The following is a 17,945-nucleotide window of genomic DNA, read 5'->3' on the forward strand; positions in this document are numbered from 1 at the left end:
GACGATATAAGCCCAGTAAGTCTTATTATTGGTCAATCTCTTAATGTGAACGCCGTTGGCATCGTAATTAACGTCCTCATACAATTTATACGGACCCTTTTTCTCCATATCAGAGAGATACAGGGTGTATCCTTTACCATTTGCGGACTTACTGGCAAAGCCGATGTCAGCCTGACCGTTTTTGTTATTCGTTACATTAGAAGGAATGTACGGGAGTTCAAATTTTTTCTCAATTGGCCCGCCGATTAGGTTCCCCGCCGTATCCTTCAGGCGGAAGATAATGAGACCGCCTTTTGTGGCGTCAGTGGTTAGATCACCATTGGCAATGGATAGCGTTACCTGTGTTCCATTTGCATTCCAATTGGTTTCCCATTTCTTAGCCACATTTAAGCCGAAACCAAATTCGCCCTTGTCCAGAGGTTCGCTGAAATTAATGAGAACATCGGTCTTGTCGCCATTAATGACCGACTTAACGCTGGTGACCTCGGCTTTGAAGTTTGTGGCTTTCGGCGCTGGAGCATCAGGACGGGAAACCGTTCCACCTGCTTGCAAAGTGTCTTTTTCTGCTTTTGTGTCAGGGATTATTGGCCACACTTCCGCTGGACCGTTGTTGTATTCTTCCACATTCCAGCTTATCGGCTGAGTAAAATTAGCGGCACCATCCTTGCCTGAGTTTGCTGCCGAAGCGTAAACGTTGCTGAAAGAAATTTCAAATGTATATCCAGGAATAGTGACAAACTTAAGATTTTTAATATCAAATGTCTTGGATGCTGACCAGCCTTCATTCGCGATACGCACAAATAGTTTGTCGTGGAACTGGATGCCGTACTCGAGCAAAGTAGTTTCTTCATCAGGGGTACGGTTTGGTGTAAAACTCATGGTAGTCTGCTTGCCGCCAATATAGACCTCCGGTGGGTTTGCGGCGTTGTTATCCAGCCTGCTAGAGAATCCTATCAAACGGTTTTCTTCGCCCTCGTCACCCTTAGAAGTTGCGTGGCGCAGAGAGTCAGACAGACTGACAGCCGCAAAGAATACATTCCGGTTTGCTTTATCGCCTCCAACAGTCCTCAGCTCATAGCGCCCGTATTTAGCCTGGTCTTCGGTAAGTTGGAAAGTAAATACCTCTCCGTTGTGACCGGCGGCGCTGACATTTGTTCCGTCAGGGAGGTAAAGCTTAACGTCTGGTGCGTTAGAATGAGCCGTGATTGTTACTGAATGCCCCACAAGGAAGTTCTCTTGAGTTGTCCATAAGGTGTACTTGTTAGAGCTGGACCATGGCAGGTAGGAACTGTTAATGTCAAATGGATAGGAATTGAATTCGCCTACGTTGTTATAGTCCTTTACTGGGTAAGACATGCTATTCAAAGAGCCGTCGCCTGTCGGGTACAGATCCTGGACGTGCAGCTTTTTGTCATCTGATTGTTTGAATTCACGGTCCATTATGGCCACAACAAACGGCAAATCACGGTTATATAGCGCGTGGTTGCTCTCGCGTGCACGTACGGCGATGTTGGTCTTTTCACTCTGGTCCTTCCCAATGAAGTCGTAAACTTCGGAAGCTGCCTGTACGGACGCCACGCTGCCCTCGTTGCCCAGCCAGTGTGCATCGATGCCAGTTGTTGCGAAGAACGGACGCGGTGCCACTAATGAGATTATTTCGTCTGCATCGAAAGGCAATTGGTTGTCCTTATTGACAAAATTAGCCGCCTGTTCAGGGAACCAGCTGCTGCCTCCTCCGTATGAAACGGTCAGTATTTCCGTCTTTCCATATACCCTGTCAGCTTTGGGATAGGTATTAAAGTTGAATATCTTGCCTTCGACCTTGTAGCGGTAGCTTTGGATGCCAGAGCCCCCTGATTCGCTAGGGAGGCATATGCTGAAGCGATCGTCAAACGCTGCGGCAAATAAAGCTGCTTTGCCGTAGCGGGAATGCCCCGTGACCAGCGTTCTGGCGGGATCAATGCCCAATTCTTGTCCGAATGTTTGATTGCCATCACCGTCCGGTGTCTTTTGCTCCAGCGCACTGATAACCTGGCTCGCAGTCCAGCCCCACGCCATTTCCGCGCCGGACGCATATTCGTATTTGTCTTTGTTATAGGGGTATAGGGTGGTGTATACGCCGCTGCGATTTATTCCGTCTGAAGGATCGGAGTCATCCGCATAGATATCTGTTGGGGTGAAAACGATGTCCGCATACCCCTGCTGGTTCATCGTAGCGACATGGGTCTGGGAAAGCGTACTGCCGATTTCAATAATGGCGGGAACCTGTACGTCCTTGCTGCCCCATACATCAATCTTTTGCTGGTCTGTCGGATTGTTTATGGTAATAAAGAATCTTGCTGTCTTTTGGGTATCCGGATTGGTAATGGTTACAACATTGCGTTTAACCATTTTAGTTGCATCGGGCGCCTTGTTGATCGTACCGCCATTATCCTTAAAAACAACATTCCAGTTTAACCACCCAAATAGTTTGATATTGATCGAATAACCAGCATTCCAAGCATCGATAGCCAGCTGAGTGGCTTCATCCTGGTTTTTTGCCGGTCCAAAAGTGGTATTATTGACAACTACTTGTCCAGCTTGGAGTTTTGCTGACAATTTATCAAACTCATCTCTGAGGTTGATATCTGTCCCCCAAATGTTAATCGAGTTGGGTATTTCTACAACCTTATTATATTCGCCAACCACATCTTTCGCTTGAGTTGGCCAACGATAGCCCAGCCAGTAGTGCTGAACAAGATCTTTAATCTCAATTTTGCGGGCATCCCACTCCGCGGGGGTGGAAACAGAGCCGTTACCGTTTGGGTCATTTTTGGCATTAAAAAACTTAAAAGGATCCGGGATGGTGTTGATAGCGGGGAGCTGGTCAACTCCGGGATATCCCGGCCATATCTCCGACGTAGCTGCTAGACTCGTTATGGGCGCAGCTTCAAACACCAATAATGCACTCAACGCCGCCGAGAAAAAATGTTTGATATGTTTTATTCGTTTGATGTTTTTCATTCGGGTTCTCCCTTAAAACCATTTGGGTAAACGGAACTAATTTTACTTTACACTTTGCCGGAAAGCATTAGTTTCCCGCACCATGCGATTAAATTGATTAACGGAAACTCCCCCTTGTACGATTATTTAGTTATTTCATCAGTGCTTTTGGCCACTGGACAGCCCCAGTTACATCTCAGAGTAAGAGATCGTATTTCGTATTACCTGTTCATTTAGAAAGCTAGGATAAAAGTCTGATATGAAATAAGCGAAATTAGTACTTTTATCTAGAGGTTTCTTATTTTGAGATGATTGTATAATTAGTTAATAGAGAAATCCATGGACAAACCAAAGCCGATTTGTATTTTTTAAAGATTAATTTAAGTGGGGGACTTGAAAATTGATGATAGAGTATGAGGAAATGGTGCCGCGAATGGGTTATTTTATTAGCCGGAGCTGTATGCCTAACTGGGCTATAGGGGAAACCATGATTGATTTTATAGATTTAACGTATATCATCGAGGGAAAAGCAACGTATGTAATTGACGGACAACCATATGATGTTGAAAAAGGAGACCTGCTTTGCATACCCAAAAATAGCCGCCGTGCAGCCATTACCGATTCTGGTAACCTGATGGTCAATTTTGCCGCTAACTTTCAGTTCTATGACTTAAAGGGTGAGGAGGCAAAATTGCCTTTTCCCGTGGTTTCAAAAGTTGGCGTTCATGATGAATTGATTTCACTTTATAAAGAACTGAGTGTCGAGTGGCTTAGAAAAAGCCCCGGCTACAAAATAAAGGTACAAGCAATCTTTCTTTCCATCCTCCATCGTTATTTCACCATGATCTATTACAAAAGTTATCCTGATCCAATCGACTCCCGCATCCAGAAAGCAATAACCTTTATCCATGATCACTACGTCAAACCCATTACACTCGATGATTTAGCCAGCCTAACAGGATTAAACTCTATCTACTTCGGAAATCTATTTAAAAAATACATGGGCGTATCCGTCAAAAGATACATTAACCAAGTCCGAATAAACCAGTCGGAAAATATGCTATTGAGTGGAGAATTCTTAGTCAGCGAGGTCGCACTAAAATGTGGCTTTGAAGATATGTTCTACTTTAGCAAGGTTTTTAAAAAGGTGAAGGGCTTTTCTCCATCTAAAATAACAACACACAGAAAATCTTAAAATTAAAATAGGCTGAAATTTAGTTAAAACTCCCTTCATTGGATGGGAGTTTTTGGCTAGGTTTAAGGTTTTCAATCGTATAGACTTTACCTCTTTGATTAATAGAACTAACACTGTGAACAGTAGGAATGGAAAAATGGTAGACTACAAAAATATTATGTAAACTAACCATAGATTCATATTCGATGAAAAAAGTTGAACATTATGGGTAACAAACTCACCAAAAAATATCATCCATTGGTGGAATCGGTCTAATTTCTATTTCTTTTACTCTAACTCATTTTCTATTTGTTCCGTGATTTGTTCTTTAATTGGCCACCCGTACTGCTGGTTGATTTCTTTCACTAATTCATCTATAAATTCATCAGATAAAAAGGGACTCTTTTCTTTAAACATGTAAATCCTCCTTTGCATGGACCTAAAAATTTTCAAGAGTATACCTACGGTACTAACATATCCGTTTTCCTGGTTTTTAAACTTTTTGAAAAAAACTCATTTACAATTGCTGAACATAGGAGTACTATAATCACAGTTTCAAATTTCTAAATCGCTGAAACCATTTGGTACGGGGGAACCATTTTGTGAGTTGTTACAAAACTCAAGGGGTGAATCCTTTTATGGTAGGGCTACTCAAAGGTCCGAATCCGACAGCTAACCTCGTAAGCGTCATATGAGAAGGAAGGTGGAGCTTGTGACATTAGAGCTTAATGTGTCTACAGGTCTATTAAAATATGACTTGTAGACACTTTTTTTATGCGTGTAAAATTTTCTCTTTTTTTTGAGAGTTTGCACTTGTTAAGGGTACAAATAACTTATTGACACTTTTAGGCGGTGTGTAATTAATGTTTTCATCCATAAAAAGGCTTTTAATTGGAAGACCTCTAAAATCACATGAGCTAGGGGAACAGAAACTAAACAAAACGAAAGCATTAGCCATCCTTTCATCAGATGCTCTATCATCGGTGGCATATGGTCCCGAACAAATTTTGATCGTATTAGTTACGATAAGTTCAGCAGCATTTTGGTATTCAATTCCTATCGCAGTTGGTGTGTTAATTCTTTTAACAGCCCTCATATTGTCATACAGGCAAATTATCTTTGCTTATCCACATGGCGGAGGAGCATATGTGGTATCAAAAAGCAATTTAGGTGTCAATGCAGGTTTAATAGCTGGAGGGTCACTATTAGTAGACTACATACTCACTGTTGCAGTAAGTGTGTCTGCTGGGACTGATGCGATAACATCTGCTTTCCCCACCTTACATAACCATAATGTCACCATTGCGATTGCATTTGTCATTTTTATTACCATTTTGAATTTAAGAGGGGTAACGGAGTCTGCTTCGATTTTGGCCTACCCCGTTTACTTATTCGTTTTAGCTTTGTTTATCTTAATTGGTGTAGGACTATATAAAATTGTAACAGGCGGGGTTTCGCCTCAATTACACACCCCCATTGGTACACCTGTAGCAGGAATTAGTTTGTTTATTCTATTAAGAGCTTTTGCTTCAGGAAGTTCCGCCTTAACAGGGGTGGAAGCCATATCGAATGCCATTCCAAACTTTAAAGACCCAGCTCCTAACAATGCAGCTAAAACATTAATGGCAATGGGAGCATTACTTGCCATACTGTTTTCAGGAATTATATTTTTAGCCTATTATTACGGGATTTCTCCAAGTGCAGAAGTGACAGTTGTATCACAAATTGCCGAAGAAACTTTTGGGCGAAATTTCATCTATTTCTTTATTCAAGGAACCACGGCATTGATATTAGTCCTGGCTGCAAACACAGGCTATTCCGCTTTCCCATTGTTGGCCGTTAATCTTGCAAAGGATAAGTTTATTCCAAGGATGTTTCTTATTAGAGGGGACAGATTAGGATATTCGAATGGCATTATTATACTTGGAATTGCTTCTATCCTTCTAATCCTTGCTTTTCAAGCACAAACAGAGTCTCTTATTCCGCTTTATGCAGTTGGAGTGTTTCTCCCATTTACGCTGTCTCAGTCAGGCATGATGGTTAAATGGCTGCGAGAGAAGCCCGAGGGATGGGTTCCAAAATTTATTATTAATACAACGGGCGCCCTAATTAGCTTAACCGTCACTTTAATGTTTTTGGTGACAAAATTCTCACATGTTTGGTCAATCTTAATTTTTCTGCCTATCATTGTATACCTCTTCCATCGAATAAGAAAGCATTATGAAGCGGTTGGAGATCAGCTTAGCCTTAAAACTTGTGAACCACCTGTGGCCATTGAGGGTAATGTTATGATAGTGCCTGTTGCAGGAATGACCCATGTTGTAGAAAATACCTTAAATTATGCTAAATCTCTTTCGCCTGATCAAATGATTGCGGTATACGTTGCATTTGAAAGAGAAGACGAGAAGAACTTCGAAGAGAAATGGAAGCAATGGCAACCCGACGTAAGACTGGTGACACTGCACTCTCACTACAGGAGCATCATCAACCCACTTACAAAATTTGTAGATATTGTAGAGCATAAAGCTAGAGAAGGGAATTATCAGGTAACAGTTGTCATTCCACAATTTATACCTAAAAAAGGGTGGCACAATATTCTTCACAACCAATCAAGTTTACTGATTCGAACCTTCTTACTCTATCGAAGACATGTGGTAGTATCAACTGTGCCTTATCATTTAAAAAAATAATTTCAAAAATGAATGACTGTATTAGACTAACGGGTTCCGTTAACTATCACAAACAATAAAAATGTAATGGGAAATGACCTTCAAATTGTATAGTAATTTGGAGGTCTATTTTTGTTGATATAAAGTGATTTTAATAATTATTTTGGGAGAATTTGAAGTGCTATTTGTATATTAAAATGTGGGGTACAGTAGCCAGTGTACCGCAGCTTTCATGGTGGGATTTACTTTTTCAAACCAGCTGGAAAGAAGGCTCCATTAATATTCCACAGCATTTATATATAGTCATTTATGAATAAAAACTTGGGTACCAATTGGAACACTAGAAGATAATTCCAGAACATCATGATTAAACATTCTAATACATCCATGTGAGACATTCTTACCGATGGAAGAAGGGTTATTTGTTCCGTGTATACCATAATGAGGTTTTGATAATCCCATCCAAAGCACACCAAATGGTCCGCCGGGATCGCTTTGTTTATTAATTATGGTGTATGTCCCGGTTGGGGTTGATGATAATATTTTCCCCACTGCGATGGGGTACGTTTTTATTAGCCTATTTAGATCAAAAAGTCTTAATTGATGTGTTGAAATTGATACGTCTATCCATCTCGCCATGAAGTTCAACTCCATTTTTTGATTATTGTATGGAGAAACTTAGGTTTTTGTTTATTAACGATATGATAGATTGAGAATATACGAATAAATAAATGACCAAATAATAATCCAATTTAAATCAGGACCCGAGATAAATACCCAAGAACTTTTACCCAAAAATGCATAAACTCTACAGTAAAAATAAAAAGAGGAGGATGAATATGATTTCTAATTATGATGCATATGGAAGAGTTGGTTTAGGTGGACCGGGATCAGGTTTTGGTTTCTCTACGGGTCTTGGTTTAGGTGGACCAGGTTCAGGGTTCGGTTTTGGACCAGGTCTTGGATTTGGAGCTCCAGGGCTTGGTTTTGGTTATCCACACTACCATCAATACTACCCGTACCACCATCACCATTATTACCCATACCACCACCACCACTATTACTACCCATATTAAGATTTGCTGATAAAAGAATCCAACGGAACAGGGGTTTCTACAAAAGTAGAAACGCCTGTTTCTTGATGGAAATGGTGAAGGTTTTGGTTTTTGAATTTCTAACTGGAGGATACTGAATTGACAATTTGATCAGATACACTTAATTTTTTAGATTTAAAAATCCTTTAATTTCTTCAACATGTTTATCTTTTAGATAGTTTTTGTATAAATTACTGGATAATCGAATAGGATCCCCAAAAAAGTATCTTTCATATTGGGTTTGCCTTGTACCAAACGAACTCATCGTAAGATCCCATGCCAAACGGAAAAGTTTCACACGTTCCTCGGCATTCATCCCATCTGCTTGAAGATATTGATCGAGTTCTGAACGAATTTCGGAATCAAACGCGCTTTCTGTCGGTAACGATATCATTCCGCTCGCACCAATTATTTGTATAATTTCGCTGAAACGGGGATAAATTTTAGGAAAGATGTTACTAGCAACTTGTAATGGAATCATACTTGGACGCATAGATCCCCATTCATCCAATTCTGCATCATTTTCTGATTTCTCTAAGAGTGCTTTCATGGTTTCAAGACCAATGATGATTTCGGAGAGTTTTTCATGGATATGTTGATACTCCCCAACATTAATTGTCTCGACAAGAAGTTGAGCAACTCCAAGAAAAAATTCTGTTTTTACAATTTGTCTGGTTATGACTTGATGATAGGCAAATTGGTAAAAAGAGCTTTCAACCAGGAAATCTGTTGCTGCATCTACATTATCGTAATAAAATACGCGGTCCCAAGGAACCAAAACATTGTCAAAGACGACGATGGAGTCCATTTCTTCATATTTTGAACTTAACGGATAATTAAACGAGGATTCTCCCCCCACAAAGGATTCCCTGCAAAAAAATTTTAATCCTTTCGTATTAGAAGGAATGGAAAAGGCGAACGCCTCGCTAGGGTCAAAAAACAATCTTGGTGCAGAAAAAACTAAAACTTCATCCGTTAAACCACCTTGAGTGGCAAGTAAGCGGGCACCTTTGATAACCAATCCTTTTTCATTTTGATCTATAACCTTAGCGGAGATTGGCTCATTGGAAAAGCCTAAATAGACTTGTGAACGATTTACCTGCGGAGTAATAAAGGTATGGGTAAACGATAGATCGTGTTCCATTGCCCTTTCATATAGAGATTGAATATTTTCGGGAAAACAATTTTCCCTGTCTTTTAAAACGTTAGCGGAGGAGGCAAAACTCATTATGACCGTATTCATATAGTCAGGGCTTCGTCCCATCATTCCATGAGTGTGTCTCGCCCAATGTTCCATCATTTTTCTTCTTCTTTTTAAATCCTCTTTCGTTTTGGGCTGTAAATAAGATAGTCCAATAGGATTTTGGTTTTCTGGAAATAGGAAAGTCATCTCATTTTTTATATTCTGAGAATTTTGCAAATCATATAGGGAAGCCTTTGACATAAGAATACCTTTAAAGGCAGGATGTTCTGAAATTTCCCCCTTGATTTTTTCACCATCAAACCAAATTTCATTTTTCATTTTATTTAAACGGTCAATAAAATCCATACCATTAATAATACTCATCTGCTACTATCTCCTTATTATGAAAGTCTAAAAGAATGTACGAGTTTAGTTAGTATCATTTTATTAGATTACTTAATTGCTTGTTCTTATTGGAAAAGCCCTGTTTTAAATTGGGCAAGATGTATCGAACAATTGGGTATAAATAAAAAAATCGTCTTAAGAAGGAAGACGATTTTTGGTGCCAGGCATTTTCTAAAATAACATTTAACACAAAACGATTATCCTATAGGGTGTGGTTTGGGCGGGGATACTTTTTGTGGATGGACCATAGATAACAATGAGATCTCGGTTCGCGGGGGTTCTTGTAAAGAGTTGCCCATTTTTCAAAACAACTTGGGTATATGGAGAGACATTTAATCGTAATTGTCCATCACTACTCTCCAGCTGGCTATTAAAATAATCTACTTTTACATTTTGATAGGGGCTATTCTTTACCATGACAAGTGCTTGATATTGTGGAGGGTATATAAGAAGAGCAGGTGCATTCCCATCATAATATCCAGTCACTCGATCTCCTACTGCCACCATTACATGGTCAACAAAGTAAGTTGTAGATGATATTTCAAAATTTACGATTGTGCCCATTCCGTTTTCTACAGATATTAACTTTCTACATCCATCTCCTTCACCATTATGCCCCATAAGATCACTAATCATGGTGACGGTCCCATGAAAAGAATAAAATTTTGTCATCCTTATACCTCCAATACTTATAGCTATTAATGTTATGGAAGCCAGACATTAGAAGATACTGCTTAACTTTGTTCCAAAAATCTCTGTTGTCAATCCTCCTCCAAAACACATGAACTACCTTTATGTACAATATGTAGGTTAATACCTATTAGAGTGTGTGGTTGCCCATAAAAGATAAGGAAATGTTCTGTAGCATTAGAAGAGTGTGAATTTAATGGTGCTAAGATATTAATTCCATTAACTGGGGGTTTAGTTTATCTCTGAAATTATATTAAACGACAAAAAAGCGAGGTACTACCCCGCCTAGTTTTATATTTTTGGAACATATTGATCATGGTGCCGCAGTCCGCGATCATCCTGTCGACCTTTTGGCACCAGGTCGAGAAACTGATAGGTTATATTTAGCATATCAATGCCACGCGCATAAGTCGAGTATGTATGATATATATTTCCACTTTCATTTTTGTAAAAAACACTTACGCCTTCCCTGTCGGTACTCATAGGATTCTGCATTGTATAATTGTAAAATGCTTGTTCCTTTTCTACTTCTTCTTCGCTAAAAGAAGCTTGAAAATCATAATTAAAATCCGTTTGCCCTGATGAATACCAAGGAAATGTCCAACCCATCCGTTTTTTGAATGCTTCCAACTTTTCTAAGGGCGCACGGGAAATACAGACAAAAGAGACATCACGGTGATTTAAGTGCGGAATCATCCCACTGTAGTGATCTGACCAAAAAGAACAATGTTTGCAGCCTTGCTCCCAACTGGAATTGAACATGAAATGGTACACTATTAGTTGACTTCTGCCTTCAAATAAGTCTGCTAGTGAAAATTTACCGTTTGGGCCGTCAAATGTGTAAGATTTGCTGACTGCTTCCCACGGCAGATCTCGTCTCTGTTGCGTGAGTTCATCCCGCAGCTTCGTAAATTCCTTTTCTTTTTGTAAGAGTTCTTTTCTGGCTTCGATCCATTCATTCTTTGGCAGAACTGTATGTTCCATAACAACACCTCATATCTCATTTTTCCCCACTTATTTTATCCAAGATGTACTCAAAGAACCGGGCAAGTTTATGAAAAAAAGGATTATCTTCTAAACAAAGTGTATTTTTATTTTCATAAGTTTGAAATAGGAAGGAGAACTAAAAAAATGGATAAAGGAGCACGAGATAAATGTGTCATGACATATGTAAATTTTTTTCTGTCCAGAACCAAACTAAATAAAAAAACATATTTTAACAGTAGGTGCTACACCATAATAAAACCGTGGCTCAAAGACCACGGTTCCTATTGTCTGGAATTGAATGAGTAATCCATCCTCGTCGGCAAACACAGATGGATTATTCTTTTTTATTTTGACTAAACATGTGGACATCACTCTTTCTTTTTACTTAATGTTGAGTGAATTAATATCTCAAGTTCTCACATCGTTCTTACGGTAATTGTATCGTTTTGATATGCTCTAAATTCCGATAAACTTTTTCCCCTTCTGCGGTGATCAAAATGGCTTTGTTATTTCGGACCTTTTGGAGTAAACCTATTTTTTCTGAATGATCTCCACCATCTAAAATAACTAGTTGATTTTCTAATTTCTTCAACTGCTCCTCAAACGATCTGGCTAGTGAAGAGGGAAGTGGACTTAATTGGAATTTCTGATTATCTAAAGAATACGGCGTTGTATTGGGTGGATACGGAATGACCCATTTGACATGATTCATCGAAATGAACATGGCTTTATACAAAGGGGAGTGAAAGATAAAATAGTCGTTCATTATGCTGGTTAAATAGCCATGAATGGATTTATTTCCTGTCACATACACCTGGACAAACAAACCTTTAGCAATCGTTAATGCTTTCCGAAAGGATATTACATCCGTTTCAATCGGTTTTTCTGAAGGAGGTTGATAATAATATTCTTCTTTGTCTAAACTGGTTTCTTTCAATCTTTGAACATGAATAAAAGGAATGTAGAGGAAGTGTTGTCTTTTACCATCGTACATAACGATAATGTCTAACCCACTATCTACCAAGGTTCCCTTGTGAAAAGTGCCTCCTGAAATTTCCACCTCAATATATTTCCCTAGTAAATCTTCAAAATCTACAAACATTTTAATTCTCCTTTATTTCATATAGTCTTATCGTTGAAGTACGCCGCCAAAAAGCCAAGAAACCCAATAATATAAAACAACTAAGGTGAATAACACAGTAGGTGGAATCACAACAACCGTGACTTTTACATACTCCAACCAAGTAATCAACACTTTTCCTTTTCTAACAATGTGCATCCACATCAACGTAGCCAGCGTTCCCATAGGAAGAAGTAACGATCCTATGTCGCTGCCAATCACGTTGGCTAAATAAGCAACTTTCAATTCAAGTAAACTGAGCTTCATATGCGTTAACGTGAGTGTTCCAACCATGAGTGCTGGGTGATTATTAAAAATATTGGAGAGAATGGAGAGTAGTACACCCATCATGACACTCGCATGTAGAAGACTTCCAGCAACAATCGGTTCCATGAATCCAATCAACCAGTCTGTTAAACCAATGTTATTCAGACCGTAAATGATGGTATACATACAAAAGGCGAAAACGATAATATACCACGGAGTTTTTTTCAGCATATCGGCAGGGGATATTTTTAAATAGGCCCACCGCCATCCTAAAAGAACAAGAGAACCAATGACAGCCATTACAGAGACTGGAATATTCATAAACGAAGCTACAAACAGGCTTACACGGACAGCAAATACGAATAGTAGAACGTTTCGCATAAATCTTGAACGAGCTTTTTCTGAGGCATATTCAATTCTATTTTGTGATTTAAGAGGGTGGTAGTTAGCACTTGACAGACCCGAAACATTCGTTGGAATGGTTTTCGGCAAGATTCTTCTAAAGCGCAGGAACAGAAGTCCTACCAGCAAGAGCAGACCAAGTGTTGCTGGAACAAACATCATTGCCGTATGCAAATACAAACTCATATGCACAATTTTTAAGGCGATTAGATTGACGATATTGCTGACTCCAATTGGAGCACTTGAAGCGGTGGCGACCAAGCCCCCTGAAAGTAAATAAGGGATTTTTTGATGATTTTTTAAGCCCATGTTGTTTAATAACATAACTAAAATGGGGGTAGTAATTAAGATACTTCCATCGTTATTGAAGAAGAGTGTCATGAGAAAACATAAAAGATTGACATACCAGAATAAACGAATTCCTGACCCCTTTGCCATGGCAGCCAGTTTTTCTGCGACCCAATTAAAGAAACCAAAACTTTCTAAAACAATGGCCATGACAATCGTTGCCATAATCGTAATGGCGGCACCACTTATGGTGTTTGAAATGATACCCAGGTCTGATAATGAAACACTACCACTAAGTACGACAATGATCGCACCTATTGCGGCAAATACAGCCTCATTAATGCCTCTGGGTCTCCAAAGAATAAAACCGAGGGTAACCAAAAAAGTTGCAATAGTTATCCAAAACATTGGATATTTTTCTCCTTTCATCTAGCTTGTAATTCAGGATGTCCCTGAGTCGACTTTACCTCCACTTGTCTGTGGCTCCGCTGGTGTCCCTCCCTTCCATCTATCCCTCTGTTTTGTTGTACTGTATCTATATGTATCCCGAATGAGACAGGCTTTAGGTTTGTACCCTTTTTTTAAAAAAATCAACTAGAGTCTAAAAAACTATGATTCCGTAAATACACAAAGAAGATGGAAGAACATGCCTAGTTGTGTATCTAAAAACGATCCCTTTAATAGCGTCTAGGATGAAACAGTTTATTATGAACCCTTTTTTCTGATATAATAAACACCTAAAAAGGCGGGCCTTTTTTACAATAGGAAGTTCAAAAATACATTAAACTATTATTTTCAGAAGGTGAACCACTTGAATACCAGCAGCATCGATAAAGAAACTTATGAAAAATTACAAGGCGCTTTAGAAGATTTAAAAGATATGTCGTGGAAGAATCAGCAGAAACGGGAATTAAAAATGTGGAGTGAAATTTCTGTTCCTTTAACAATAAAAGATGCACTTACAAGATATTCTAAAGACGAATTAAGTGATATTAGGAGACGTTTAGAGATAAAAGGCGCCAGTCAGCTTAAAAAAGGGGAACTAATTGATTTATTAGCTATAAAGATACCATTCTCGCTTGAAAAGATATGCATGTACCTAGACCAAGAGCGTTTCAACTTAATTAAAAAATTAGTCCATCATAGTGGGTATATGGAAGCACCAAAATTAACGGCCAATCAACTAAACTACTTTTTCAGCATAGGGATCATCTATACAGGAACTTTCCAAGGCAAAAAAATCATAGTCATACCTGAAGAATTGGTTCAGCATCCGTTTATCCGCGACAACCACAAGCCATTAATCACCATTAGCCGGCGCAATACAGAATGGATTAAGCTTACACAAGGATTGCTTTACTATTATGGTAGTTTGACCCTCACTGAACTGCATGAATTGCTAGAAAAATACATGAATGAACCGATCAGCCTTTCCGATTATCTTTCTGTCATCGACCATGCAATCTCCTATTACGAGCAAATAAGAATGGATAAGTTTGGCTTTTCCAATGTACAAGTGTTTGATTCTGAAAAAGTAATGCGTGAACACAAAGACAGAAAAGACTTAGCTTTTTTCCCATTTTCAAAAGAGCAATTGCTTCGAGCTGGTGAAATTGACTATATCGAACGAAATGATCACTATCGTCAATTTGTTCATTTTTTAACTCAAAACTTTGAAATGAGCAGGCATGCAGCGGATGAAATGGTACAAGAATGCGTCTATGCGACTAACATTGGAGAAAGTCCAAAACATATTCTTCAATTTTTGCAAAGTAGACTTGAATTTGAAAAGATCGAGGTGCTGCAAGCTTGCATGGACCACGTGATCAATCTCATGAATAACACGAAACAATGGTTCCTCAAAGGATATTCACCTAATGAGCTATTGCCGCATGAGCAGAAAACAATCCGGAAGCTGTCAGAGAGTAAAGAGAAAATTGGCCGAAATGCCCCTTGTCCTTGTGGTAGTAACAAGAAATATAAAAAGTGCTGCGGGAAATAAATGAGTAATTGTTTAGTCTGCCTACAATGACGGGGCAGACTTTTACAATTAAATGTACATGTACAAAATATAGGTACAGAAGAACGTTTATCAACCAAAATATCAATGTGTAGCTTGAGAGGATTTTTTCGATGAATACTTCATTAGAAATGCTGATTCATTTATTTGAACGAGCAGCCTTGCTGTTGATTTGTCTGTTTTTTATGATTCGGATCCCGAGATTCAAAGAATCCCTGCAAAAAGACCGTCATTCTCCAATAGAGCGGTTTGTGATTACCATCTTGTTTTGCTTATTTGCTATTTTTGGCACCTACTCTGGGATCAATGTCGAAGGATCACTGGTGAATACGAGGATCATTGCGGTTGTGTCGGGTGGTATTTTGTTTGGACCTTGGGTGGGTATCATCTCAGGTGTCGTTTCGGGCTTACACCGGTATTTAATTGATATTGGCGGGGTCACTTCGGTCCCATGTTTAATCACAAGTATCATTGCGGGGATTGTTTCAGGTTATATTAACCGAAAAGTAAAAAGGTCGTTACGTTGGATTTATGGAATTGCCGCTGGGATGGTTTGTGAAGTATTGACCATGCTATTGATTCTTGCCTTGGCAGAACCATTTTCACTTGGTTTGGATATCGTTTCGAAGATTGCCTTTCCGATGATAGTGGGAGAGGTTACCATTGGTTTAATCGTATTATTGGTCATGAGTGTAGAAGGTGAAAAAGAAACGATTGCGGCAAGACACGCCAAGCTGGCATTAGATATCGCTAATAAGACCCTGCCTTATTTTCGTTCGATCAATACGGATTCCTTAAGGCAAATCTGCAGTATTATCAAGAATGATATCAAGGCCGATGCGGTTGCCATTACAGATAATGAAAAAGTCCTAGCCTATGTTGGTTTTGGGGAAGAGAGGTATGTGACCGGTCAGGAAATTATCAGTGATTTGACCAAAGAAGCAATCCGAACGGGCAAATTCATCATTCGGAATCATATTGCCGATCACCATACACCCCAAATTCACTCACTGCTGATTGTTCCTTTTGAGGAACATGGCGAGGTGACAGGAACATTAAAAATATACTATCGGAAAGCCTATAAGATGACGTATTCGCTTCAGACAATGGCAATCGGACTTTCTCAAATCATTTCTACCCTTATGGAGGTTTCACGGATTGAACAGATCAAGGCAGAAGCAAATAAGGCAGAGTTGAAGGCCCTTCAAACAAAGATTAATCCGCACTTTTTGTTTAATGCCCTCAATGCCATTGCCTCCACGACAAGAAGGAATCCGGATAAGGCTCGTGAGTTGATCATCAATCTATCTGGTTATATGCGCTACAATTTAGAGGTAAGTGATGAATTGATTGATATTCATAAAGAATTGGAGCAAGTCCGTGATTATGTAGAAATTGAAAAGGCCCGTTTCGGCAGCCGTCTAGCGGTTGAATATGATATAGATGAAGTGAATGTAAACATACCAAGTCTGCTTATCCAGCCGTTAGTGGAGAATGCCATTATTCACGGCATCCTAAAGAAAAAGGGCCCTGGCGTGGTGACCATTGCAGTTAAAGATTTGGGAGAAAAAATAAGGGTAAGCGTGAATGATACGGGGGCAGGCATTAGTGAAGAGGTCATTCACCATGTACAGCATGATACGGTACCGGCTAACAAAATCGGCTTGTATAACGTTCATCAGCGTGTCAAACTCATCTATGGAAATGGTCTGGTCATTCACCGCCTGTCACCTGGAACAGAAGTTTTTTTTGATATGATAAAGGAGAAGTTATGAGAGCAATAATTGTGGAAGATGAAATCCCAGCTCGGGAAGAATTGGAATATTTAGTTGAATCCTATAGTGAAATTGAAGTCACTCATTCCTTTGATGATGGCTTAGATGTTTTAAAATTTCTGCAGGAGCAGGAAACAGATGTGATTTTTTTGGATATTAATATTCCTTCCCTTGATGGGATTCTGCTGGCTAGTACGATTAGCAAGTTTACCAAAAGACCTTATATTGTTTTTACCACTGCCTACAAAGAACATGCCGCACGGGCATTTGAACTTGAAGCCTTTGATTATGTCCTTAAGCCATACGATGAAAAGCGGATCGCCGCGATGTTAAGCAGGCTTGAGGCTGCTTATCAACGAGATCAGACAGAGGCTAACATACTAGATAACAGGCCTAATGCTCCATTACAAGAGGGGGAGGTGCATGCAAAGTCTTCAAACCGAATCAATTTAAAAAAGAACGATAAAATTATTGTGACGGATGTAAATGACATTTATTATGCGGAAGCAAGTGAAAAAGTGACACTAGTTTATACGATGAATGAAGAGTATACCATGCAGATGAGTATTACGGAGTTTCAAGCTCATCTCCCGGAGGACATGTTTTTTCGCTGTCACCGATCGTTCACAGTAAACTTAACGAAAATCCATGAAATTGTGCCCTGGTTCAATCAAACATACCTCCTGCGTCTGAAAGATTTGAAGGCAGAAATCCCGGTAAGCAGAAGTAAAGTAAAAGCGTTTCGACAAATTATGCAGCTATAATCTCCATTCATTCCAAATAATAAGCATTTCATTCTGAAAACGATTTCGTCTCTTTTTTCAATGGTATGATGATCACATCAACAAGATAATTAAAAATTTCTAATTAGAAAATGATCATTTTTATT

The 17,945-nt window shown here is 39.2% G+C and carries 14 protein-coding genes and 1 riboswitch; of the genes, 6 read left to right on the plus strand and 8 right to left on the minus strand.

Annotated features, from left to right (window positions below; translation table 11 throughout):
• Positions 1 to 3,003: glucuronyl esterase domain-containing protein (locus V7266_RS14175; RefSeq protein WP_335468539.1), on the minus strand; the 3,003-nt coding region annotated here is incomplete at its 3' end.
• Between the two features lie 382 nt (positions 3,004 to 3,385).
• Here V7266_RS14175 and V7266_RS14180 point away from each other — a divergent pair.
• On the plus strand, positions 3,386 to 4,177 hold the full coding sequence (locus V7266_RS14180) for an AraC family transcriptional regulator (protein ID WP_335468562.1): 792 nt from the start codon (positions 3,386 to 3,388) through the stop codon (positions 4,175 to 4,177).
• A 267-nt stretch (positions 4,178 to 4,444) separates the two neighbouring features.
• Here the strand turns inward: V7266_RS14180 and V7266_RS14185 are convergent, their stop codons facing one another.
• A complete protein-coding gene (locus V7266_RS14185; protein ID WP_335468540.1) occupies positions 4,445 to 4,573 on the minus strand; it encodes a bacitracin ABC transporter ATP-binding protein in 129 nt (42 codons plus the stop codon).
• Between the two features lie 142 nt (positions 4,574 to 4,715).
• Positions 4,716 to 4,859: riboswitch (cyclic di-AMP (ydaO/yuaA leader) on the plus strand.
• Positions 4,860 to 5,019: 160 nt separating this feature from the next.
• Between V7266_RS14185 and V7266_RS14190 the strand changes: the two genes are divergently transcribed.
• Positions 5,020 to 6,846: an APC family permease gene (locus V7266_RS14190; protein WP_335468541.1), complete on the plus strand. Its 1,827-nt coding sequence runs from the start codon at positions 5,020 to 5,022 to the stop codon at positions 6,844 to 6,846.
• A 282-nt stretch (positions 6,847 to 7,128) separates the two neighbouring features.
• Here V7266_RS14190 and V7266_RS14195 read toward each other — a convergent pair whose 3' ends face one another.
• The gene (locus V7266_RS14195; RefSeq protein WP_335468542.1) at positions 7,129 to 7,464 is read right to left on the minus strand and encodes a L,D-transpeptidase; all 336 of its coding nucleotides are present in this window, start codon (positions 7,462 to 7,464) and stop codon (positions 7,129 to 7,131) included.
• Between the two features lie 200 nt (positions 7,465 to 7,664).
• Here V7266_RS14195 and V7266_RS14200 point away from each other — a divergent pair, with 200 nt between their 5' ends.
• A complete protein-coding gene (locus tag V7266_RS14200; protein ID WP_335468543.1) occupies positions 7,665 to 7,901 on the plus strand; it encodes a hypothetical protein in 237 nt (78 codons plus the stop codon).
• A 139-nt stretch (positions 7,902 to 8,040) separates the two neighbouring features.
• Here the strand turns inward: V7266_RS14200 and hpaB are convergent, their stop codons facing one another.
• The 5 genes from hpaB to V7266_RS14225 form a co-directional block, all read right to left on the minus strand.
• Positions 8,041 to 9,486 carry a 4-hydroxyphenylacetate 3-monooxygenase, oxygenase component gene (hpaB, locus tag V7266_RS14205; RefSeq protein WP_335468544.1) on the minus strand — a complete coding sequence of 482 codons (1,446 nt, stop codon included), beginning with the start codon at positions 9,484 to 9,486 and terminating at the stop codon, positions 8,041 to 8,043.
• Positions 9,487 to 9,690: 204 nt separating this feature from the next.
• Positions 9,691 to 10,179 (minus strand): hypothetical protein, encoded by a 489-nt coding sequence (locus V7266_RS14210; protein ID WP_335468545.1) that lies wholly within the window; start codon positions 10,177 to 10,179, stop codon positions 9,691 to 9,693.
• 309 nt (positions 10,180 to 10,488) lie between these two features.
• Positions 10,489 to 11,181: a DUF899 domain-containing protein gene (locus V7266_RS14215; protein WP_335468546.1), complete on the minus strand. Its 693-nt coding sequence runs from the start codon at positions 11,179 to 11,181 to the stop codon at positions 10,489 to 10,491.
• Between the two features lie 430 nt (positions 11,182 to 11,611).
• Positions 11,612 to 12,286, minus strand: a complete 675-nt coding sequence (locus V7266_RS14220; protein ID WP_335468547.1) for a DUF2642 domain-containing protein — start codon at positions 12,284 to 12,286, stop codon at positions 11,612 to 11,614.
• Positions 12,287 to 12,313: 27 nt separating this feature from the next.
• Positions 12,314 to 13,669 carry an arsenic transporter gene (locus V7266_RS14225; protein ID WP_335468548.1) on the minus strand — a complete coding sequence of 452 codons (1,356 nt, stop codon included), beginning with the start codon at positions 13,667 to 13,669 and terminating at the stop codon, positions 12,314 to 12,316.
• 403 nt (positions 13,670 to 14,072) lie between these two features.
• Here V7266_RS14225 and V7266_RS14230 point away from each other — a divergent pair, with 403 nt between their 5' ends.
• The 3 genes from V7266_RS14230 (at position 14,073) to V7266_RS14240 (ending at position 17,820) form a co-directional block, all read left to right on the plus strand.
• A complete protein-coding gene (locus V7266_RS14230; protein ID WP_335468549.1) occupies positions 14,073 to 15,263 on the plus strand; it encodes an SEC-C metal-binding domain-containing protein in 1,191 nt (396 codons plus the stop codon).
• A gap of 131 nt (positions 15,264 to 15,394) precedes the next feature.
• Positions 15,395 to 17,056, plus strand: coding sequence for a sensor histidine kinase (locus V7266_RS14235; RefSeq protein WP_335468550.1), 1,662 nt, complete (start codon positions 15,395 to 15,397; stop codon positions 17,054 to 17,056).
• Positions 17,053 to 17,820: a LytR/AlgR family response regulator transcription factor gene (locus V7266_RS14240; RefSeq protein WP_335468551.1), complete on the plus strand. Its 768-nt coding sequence runs from the start codon at positions 17,053 to 17,055 to the stop codon at positions 17,818 to 17,820. The genes V7266_RS14235 and V7266_RS14240 overlap by 4 nt, the downstream gene beginning before the upstream one ends.
• Positions 17,821 to 17,945: the final 125 nt, after the last annotated feature.

The sequence above is a fragment of the Neobacillus drentensis genome (assembly GCF_036965645.1).
Taxonomy (GTDB): Bacteria; Bacillota; Bacilli; order Bacillales; family Cytobacillaceae; genus Neobacillus; species Neobacillus drentensis_D.